The 7,559-nt window shown below is 65.2% G+C and carries 10 protein-coding genes; 7 read left to right on the top strand and 3 right to left on the bottom strand.

From position 1 onward, the window contains the following. Window positions 1-891, top strand: an 891-nt coding sequence (locus M2428_RS16745) for an IS110 family transposase (protein ID WP_277527085.1), incomplete at its 5' end; no start/stop codon positions are given. Window positions 892-979: 88 nt separating this feature from the next. Here the strand turns inward: M2428_RS16745 and M2428_RS16740 are convergent. From M2428_RS16740 to M2428_RS16730, 3 genes are all read right to left on the bottom strand, one after another. After that, window positions 980-1,339, bottom strand: coding sequence for a DUF1801 domain-containing protein (locus M2428_RS16740; protein WP_277527084.1), 360 nt, complete (start codon window positions 1,337-1,339; stop codon window positions 980-982). 23 nt (window positions 1,340-1,362) lie between these two features. Continuing rightward, complete coding sequence (locus M2428_RS16735; protein WP_277527083.1) at window positions 1,363-1,650, bottom strand: SRPBCC family protein; 288 nt, start codon at window positions 1,648-1,650, stop codon at window positions 1,363-1,365. Window positions 1,651-1,995: 345 nt separating this feature from the next. Further along, complete coding sequence (locus tag M2428_RS16730) at window positions 1,996-2,358, bottom strand: metalloregulator ArsR/SmtB family transcription factor (protein WP_277527082.1); 363 nt, start codon at window positions 2,356-2,358, stop codon at window positions 1,996-1,998. 346 nt (window positions 2,359-2,704) lie between these two features. Here M2428_RS16730 and M2428_RS16725 point away from each other — a divergent pair, with 346 nt between their 5' ends. The 6 genes from M2428_RS16725 (at window position 2,705) to M2428_RS16700 (ending at window position 7,370) form a co-directional block, all read left to right on the top strand. Further along, entirely contained in the window at window positions 2,705-3,166 is a 462-nt protein-coding gene (locus M2428_RS16725; RefSeq protein WP_277527081.1) for a DUF1508 domain-containing protein, read from the top strand. 97 nt (window positions 3,167-3,263) lie between these two features. Then, a complete protein-coding gene (locus M2428_RS16720; RefSeq protein ID WP_277527080.1) occupies window positions 3,264-3,941 on the top strand; it encodes a PAS and ANTAR domain-containing protein in 678 nt (225 codons plus the stop codon). A gap of 145 nt (window positions 3,942-4,086) precedes the next feature. Beyond that, window positions 4,087-4,704 carry a TetR/AcrR family transcriptional regulator gene (locus tag M2428_RS16715; RefSeq protein WP_277527079.1) on the top strand — a complete coding sequence of 206 codons (618 nt, stop codon included), beginning with the start codon at window positions 4,087-4,089 and terminating at the stop codon, window positions 4,702-4,704. 229 nt (window positions 4,705-4,933) lie between these two features. Beyond that, window positions 4,934-5,659: a TIGR03086 family metal-binding protein gene (locus M2428_RS16710; protein ID WP_277527078.1), complete on the top strand. Its 726-nt coding sequence runs from the start codon at window positions 4,934-4,936 to the stop codon at window positions 5,657-5,659. A 51-nt stretch (window positions 5,660-5,710) separates the two neighbouring features. Then, complete coding sequence (locus M2428_RS16705) at window positions 5,711-6,049, top strand: hypothetical protein (RefSeq protein WP_277527077.1); 339 nt, start codon at window positions 5,711-5,713, stop codon at window positions 6,047-6,049. 325 nt (window positions 6,050-6,374) lie between these two features. Continuing rightward, the gene (locus M2428_RS16700) at window positions 6,375-7,370 is read left to right on the top strand and encodes a patatin-like phospholipase family protein (protein ID WP_277527076.1); all 996 of its coding nucleotides are present in this window, start codon (window positions 6,375-6,377) and stop codon (window positions 7,368-7,370) included. Window positions 7,371-7,559 lie beyond the last annotated feature (189 nt).

The raw sequence follows: 7,559 nt of genomic DNA, 5'->3' as shown, positions 1-7,559 counted from the left end.
CTGGGGACCTTGTGGGTGATCGAGGGCACCGCGTCCTACGGCGCCCTGCTCGCAGGTGCCGTCGGCGCCGCCGGCTACCACGTCGCCGAAGCCGCGCGCATGGATGCCCGCGCCCACCACGGGGTCGGCAAGTCCGATCCCTTGGACGCGCAACGGATCGCCGCTGCCGTCCTGCCCCTTCAGGAGCAGCAGCTGCGCCGCCCACGGCTCAATGACGGGATCCGCGCAGCCTTGCGGGTCCTGGTCGGCGCACGGGAGTCCATGACCACCGAGCGCACCCGGGCCGTAAACGCGCTGACCGCGCTGGCCCGGGTGAACGACCTGGGCCTTGACGCCCGCAAACCCCTGACCGGAACCCAGATCCTCGAGATCTTCCGGTGGCGGGCCCGTGAAGAACCCCTGGCACTGTCCGTTGCCCGCTCCGAAGCAGTCCGGCTGGCCAAACGCATCAGCGGGCTTGACGCGGACATCAAAGCCAACAGCTCCCGGATCACTGAACTGGTCGAGATCAGCGAAGCCGCGCCCCTGCTCCAGGAAACCGGCTTCGGCCCCGTCACCGCCGCGATCTGCCTGACCGCGTGGTCCCACCAAGGCCGGGTACGTTCCGAGGCCGCCTTCGCGTCCCTGGCCGGGGTCAGCCCGATCCCGGCCTCTTCCGGGAACACCGTCCGACACAGGCTCAACCGCGGCGGCGACAGAACCCTGAACAAAGCCCTGCACATGGTCGCCCTCAGCAGGATGACCTTCGATGCCCAGACCATCGGATACGTCCAGAAACGACAAGCCGAAGGACGGAACAAAAAGGAAATCCGCCGGTGCGTCAAACGCTATCTCGCCCGACGGGTCTACCGAACACTCAACGCTACAAACCCGGAGTCCTGCCGCGCTTGACAACTATAGAAGGGTCGACGGCGCCCGCCACCTTTCTTGATAGGTGACGGGCGCCGTCGTCGCCGTTGTCTGGAAGCAGACGCAAGCCTTAGCTTCGTTCTTGGATCCAGGCGAGAATCACTTTCCGGAGTGATGCCTTCTTGGCCTCGAAATCGTCGTCGTCCACGAACCGGGCCACACGGGACACTTCACCGTCACCTTCCAGAAGCCCGGCATCATCCTGAATGGACGCCCCTTGGTGAAACATCAGGGTGACGTTTTTCTTGGCCTTGGGGAAGAAGGACGCGATGTTCCCCTTGTACATGAAGGTTGGCGCTTGCCACTTGATGGCTTCCTTCACGGCCGGGTCACACTCCAAAATGAACGCCCTTATCTTCGCCACCAACTCGCGTTGAGGGTTGTCGTAGTGCTCCAGCCACTGATCCACGTCCGGATTCCGGTTTTCCATAGGTGCCACCCTGTGAGGCCTCTCTATGCGGATTCGAGAACGTTCTTCAGGTTTGTCAGTTGCGCGACCTCTGCATTCATGGTGCGGACAATCACCGGACCCACGAGTTTCATGAGTCCCTTCGGCTGCAGATCCAGGGTGAACCGAACAGTCGTTCCGCCCGGCGCTTCACTGAGCCGGTAAGCACCGGCCGGGCGGGCAGGGCCGGCCACAACCTGGAAGCCCAGGTGCTTTCCGGGTTCCGCAGCCGTGATTTCGTAGTCTCCGACGATGGGTCGGCCGCCAGGCCCCGTGAGAGTCTGGCTGTACACTGCGCCGAGGTCCCCGGGCTTTCAGCTTTTCAGTGTGAAGTCCTGAACCCCCGAACGCCATGCCGGGTTGTTCAGCCCATCCGCGAGGAACGCATAGACGTCCTCCGGTGAACGGCTAATGGTGGCCTCGTTCTCGGCGTGAGCCATGCATACCCTACTGGTTCTTAGGCCCGGACAATTCCCGGGCGGTCGATCGATGTTGTCCATACTGTATGTCGTGCGGACTTGGCTGGCCGGTCGCCACCCCCGATGCCGTCCAGTCCAAGTGGCATTGCGGATAGTGCCGTCGCGGCGGACGTCGACCGCCGTGGGGGAGCCGTCTGGCGGTCCGCCGCGCGCCGGCACCTAACGGATTGCCTCTTCCCGCTCTTCAGCCAAGGGACTCAGGGTCAATCGGGAGGTGTGGAGGAGGGTGCCGAGCAGAGACCGGGCTGCCGCGAGCAGGTCATTCACTTCGGGGCTGGCCAGTTCATAGAACAGCCGTCCTTCGCGTCGTGAGGGGACAATCAGGCGCTGGCGGCGGAGCAGGCTTAAATGCTGGGAGAGATTCGACGGCTCCAGGCCGGTGTTGTCGCGCAGTCTGCTCACGGCAACTGGCCCGTCTGCGAGCATCTCCAATAGTTGGATTCGCGCAGGGTGGCCCATGGACTTGAAAAGTTCGGCCTTCACATCGGTCAGGACCAGGCTTGCGGGAAGATCATCCGGCATCGGGACCTCCCTCCTTCACATTCAAATATTCTGAGCCGCGCGTCTGTGCAGAACCCGCCGACAGGAAAACTAGCACGCCCGAGACAGAAAAGTCTGTCTCGCAGCTCCCTAGATTGGTCTGTCCGCACATATATCGTAGCGCCGGACCGCCGGCGTGTCGCCGCCGCGGGCAGACAGGGTGTTACCTCTTGCGCAGGCCAGAACCATAGTTCAGACTTTCATGAATTCATCAATTCGATTCGGGTCGGCCCCTATGAGCGGCTGGCATCGTTCGGGTGGATTCAGGCTGTTCCCGGTGACAACGGAGTCACCGGGAGCAATCGGGTCCCGGCTTCCAGGAGGTTCTATGACAGGCATGTTCGAACTGTTCACCGATTCCGACACTTCCTACCGATTTCGACTGACTGCCCCGGATGGGACGGTCATGGCCCTCTCCAGGCCCTTTCCTGACCTGCCATCGGCGGTGGCCGGGATCGCGGCAGTGCGGGAGTACGCCGGCATGGGGCTGGTGACCGAGATTGAGGCACCGCAAAGCGACGGCCTGCGCCAGTCCGAGGCCGACGTCATTCCGGCGGAGCTCAGCGCGCGCCGTCGGGCCCGTGAGACGCACGCCAACGATCCGCGTGCACGGGCGAGATCGGTCCGTGACGGAGCGCCCAGATCCCCGGGACGGCCGCCGCGCATCGGCATACCCTCCGCAGCGCGCTTCTTGGGCGGCCGGGCCGTTGTCCGGAATCAGCAGCTGATCGTACGGTGGCGGCAGGCTCTGGAAACGCGGACCGCCCAGGTCGGGTTCAGCTCGTGCTGAGCGTCGTCGGGTCCCGTGTTGGCCGCGTGGGGCGGTCTGGGCCCGGGCGCTGGACGGCTGCCGGCAGGCCGGGCAGGCCCGGCAGGCAGGCATGGCCATGACGGGGTTGAAGGCGCTGCGGGCCTACTCCAGCGCACTTGTTGCCGAGGACTGCCTCGCTGGCACCTTTCGCTACGATGTGGTCTCGGGGGAGCTGCAGTGGTCCGAGCAGGTCTACCAAATCCACGGCTATCACCGGGGCGAGGTGGTGCCCACGGTGGGAGTCCTGATGTCTCACCTGCACCCTGACGACCGGAAGCGGTGCAGGGAAATTATTGAGGGTGTGTGCCGCGGCGGTGGGTTTTTTGCCAACTACCACCGCCTCTTCGACGCTCGCCGGCGGGAACGCCGCGTCCTGACTGCGGGGGAGGGGGTGCCGGACAGCGACGGAAACGTGCTGTCCATCGACGGATTCATGCTCGATCTCACCAGGACGGTCCAGCTGGAGACGGACCGGTCCGCACGCGAAGCCATTGCCGGCGCCATCGGCACGCGAGGCCTTATTGAACAGGCCAAGGGCATCCTGATGGGAATACTTCACATCGGTTCCGACGCCGCCTTCGAACGGCTTTCCGCCTACAGCCAGCACCACAACATCAAGCTAGCCCACACCGCCTCGGCGATCGTCCGGCTGGCCAACAACACCCACGAATCCGCCACCTTGCGGAGCTTCGTCCACGCGCTGGACAGCCGATTCTCGGCACGCTGTGAGGGGGACCGCGTTCTTCATCCCTAAGGACCTAATGACGCCGGGCGGGTGCTTGGCCGGCCCGCCCAACATCGCGCCGGCCGGGTGCTCTGCGGCAACCCAGCGGATACTAATAGCACACTCCGAGGCAGACCGGTCTGTTCGCCCCGGCCCAGTGTAAAATTCTTTTATCATGACTGTCGACGACGCCGCGGGCCCCACGCTGTTGCCTGCCACAGCCATGGCCGGACGCGATGAGCCTGTGGACCGCATTCTCGCCACCGCCTACGAACTATTCTCCAGCCGCGGCATCCGCGGTGTTGGGGTCAATGAGCTGATCAACAGCTCAGGGGTATCCAAAGCGACCTTCTACCGGCACTTTCCGTCCAAAGACGCCCTGGTGCTGGCCTTTCTGGAACTCCGCGACCAAGTATGGACCGTGGACCTCATCGTGGGCGAGGCCAGAAAACGGGGCACCACCGCCGAGGAACAGCTGCTCGCCGTATTTGACGTGTTCGGCGACTGGTTCCAGCGCGAAGATTTCGAGGCTTGCTCGTTCATCAACGTCCTGCTGGAGATGGGGGCCGGGCACCCGCTGGGGAAGGCGAGCATCGACTACCTCAGTCGCATCCGGGGCCACGTCCAGGCCCTGGCCGAGGAAGCCGGGCTGGACCGCCCCGAGGAATTCGCGCGGTCCTGGCACATCCTGATGAAGGGCTCCATCATCTCCGCCACCGAAGGGGACACGCTGGCCTCCAAGCGCGCCCAGCAGATGGCGCGCTGGCTCATCGAGCACCACCGGGGCCTATAGCCGCTGTGCCGGGGTGAGCACCCCGCATTCGATCGCGCCCTCAGTGCGCTCTCGAATCCCAGGCTCGGATAATCCCCGGGCAACGCAAACGGTTACCCCTAACGGCGCTGGCGCGCCGTCGTCGACATGGGGCCATGCCCCCGACGTCGACGCCGACGCCGACGTCGACGCCCTGCCGACTATAGACGGCCGCACTCCCATCACCTGACCTTCCGACGATTTTGCACTTGTGTCGATCACGCTGGAGCCCGACGCCGACGGCACCACGCTCCGTCTGGTCCACGATGGCCTCACCGCCGAACAGGCCGCAGCGCATGCTGAGGGCTGGAACCACTACCTGGACCGCCTCATCGCCGAAACTTCCTCCCCGGCCGGCGCCGGTCCGGACGAGTGGTCAGCGGCCCCGGACTCGATCGATCACATCAGCTCCGCCGAAGCATCACTCGCCGTGCTCCTGGGCGTGCTGCGAAAACTCACTCCGGAAGACCGGGAGAAGGCCACTCCCTGCGAAAACTTCACGGCCCATGAGTTGCTGGAGCACTTGGCCGGATCGCTGAAGCACATCGGTGGCGCACTGGGCGCGGAAGTGACTGACGACGCCGGGGCGGGTCCGGAAGTCCGCATCGCCGGCCTCGCGCAGGCCGCCCTGGAGGCGTTCAGCCGCCGCGGCGTCGAAGGCACCATCGACATGGGTTTCGCGGAACTGCCCGCCACCGTCGTCGCCGGCATTATCAACCTCGAGTTGCTCGTTCACGCGTGGGACTTCGCGACGGCCACCGGCCAGGAGCTTGTCGTCTCCGACGTCGTCACTGATCACGTTGAGGCCTTGGCCCTGCTGACCATCTCCGACCAGGTCCGCGCAAGCGGCAGTTTCGCCGCTGCCCAGCCGGTCGCGGAGACCGCCAGCAGCCTGGAGCGCCTGATCGCGTTCACCGGCCGACCCGTCGCCGTCTGAAGTTTTTCAACCCGATACCTGTCAAAGACACCCCAGGAAAGCAGAAACGATATGTCTAAGTTCGTCTTTATTTACCACGCCCCGATGACCCCCGCCGAGGCCGCGCCGCCCGCGCCGGAGGACATGGCAGCCGTGATGGAACAGTGGAACGGGTGGGCCGCTAAGGTCGGCAACGGGCTGATCGACTTCGGAACGCCCCTGGCCAACGGCGTCCGCGTTTCCGCAGGCGGAGCCACGGCACCGAGCCAGCGCGAGGTCGCCGGATACAGCATCATCGAGGCCGAAAACCTTGAGGCAGCCGTGGAACTCGCCAAGCAGCACCCGCACCTGAACATGCCGGGCGGCTGCGAAATCGAGGTCCACGAAGCCCAGCAGATCCCCGGAATGTAGCGGCGGCTCGACCCAATGCTCAAGGCGTGTTCGCCGCTGCCACAGGGAGGCGGACACGCCAGAGTCACTGAGGACGGCATCTCAAAATGCACCCTCGGTGGTGTGCCTCTGCACTGCGTTCGACAGGTGAACTGTAACCAGCTTGATACCGATTGCGCACCGCGTCGCTGGTGTGGGATCATTCCCGTGATCGTGATCCATCGGCAGGAGGTGAGACCCATGAACGCAGTATCCGCAATGGGTGCTCCCCCGCAGTCCGCGATCTCGCGACTGAAATAGTCGCAACTGGGAGCGCCCGCCAGGCAATACGCGAAAGGCGACTCCCATGAACACAACACCTTCTTCACCTCTGCACTCCATTTCGACGACGGCCTCCGACCGGCCGAGGTCCGACCAGGATCAGCCGCAGGTCGACGCCACAAAGCGGGTGCGCGCCGCGGGCGAGCGGGCGCTGGTCCTCGGTGGCGGCGGATCGACAGGCAATGCCTGGCTGATCGGCGTCATCGCCGGCCTCTTCGATGCCGGGTTGGATGTGACCGATGCCGATCTGATCATCGGCACGTCGGCCGGATCGACGGCCGCGGCCCAGATCACTGGCGCGACTCCCACCGAACTGCTTGACGCCATCCTTGCCGCGGTGCCCCAGCAGCGGACCGGTCCGGTCGGATCCGACGGTGGACGCGTTCCGATCAGGCCGGCGGCGGACCACATGGAGAGAACGAGCCGAATCATCGCCGCCGCTGAGGATGCGGCCGACATGCGCCGCAGAATGGGCGCGGCGGCGCTCGATTTGGATGCGGCGTCGGGCGGTTCCGGGCAAGCGCGGTGGCGCGCGACCGTCGCCGCGCGGCTGCCCAGCCAGCACTGGCCGGCCCACACGATGCTCATCACGGCGGTCGATGCCGATACCGGTGAACCGGTCGTGTTCGACCGGTTCAGCGGGGTTGACCTGGTGGACGCCGTGGCCGCCAGTTGTGCCAGTGGCTTCGCCTACGGTGTCGGTGGCAGCCGATACATCGACGGCGGCTACCGGTCCAACGCCGAGAATGCCGACCTGGCGGCCGGATACGCACGGGTGCTGGTGCTGTCACCATTCGGCGGCAGATCTCGGACTCCGGTGCACTGGGGCATGCATCTCGCAACGCAGGTCGATGAACTACGCGCACGCGGCAGCAGAGTCGAAACGCTCTTCCCGGATAGCACCTCCGAGCACATGTTCGGTGCCAATGCGATGGATCTGTCGCTGCGTCCGCCCGCCGCTCGGGCGGGTTACAACCAAGGCGGAGCCGTTGCCGAGCAGCTCACCGAATTCTGGCGCTGATGCTCAGTTCACCCGCCGACAGGCCCCCGGACGCCGCCCTATCCCCGCAGCCCCGGGAAACGCAACATTCGGCCACATCTTAGGAATTCTTTCGTGCCGGGCGCGACGGCGGTGCGAGCCGGGGCCTTAACGGGCCGACGTCGCGCGTCACCAAGACGTCAGGGCGCCGTCACAGTGCCGGTCTAGTGG

The organism is Arthrobacter sp. ES3-54 (assembly GCF_029504395.1).
Lineage (GTDB): Bacteria > Actinomycetota > Actinomycetes > Actinomycetales > Micrococcaceae > Arthrobacter.
This window is presented reverse-complemented; position numbering and strand designations above follow the sequence as displayed.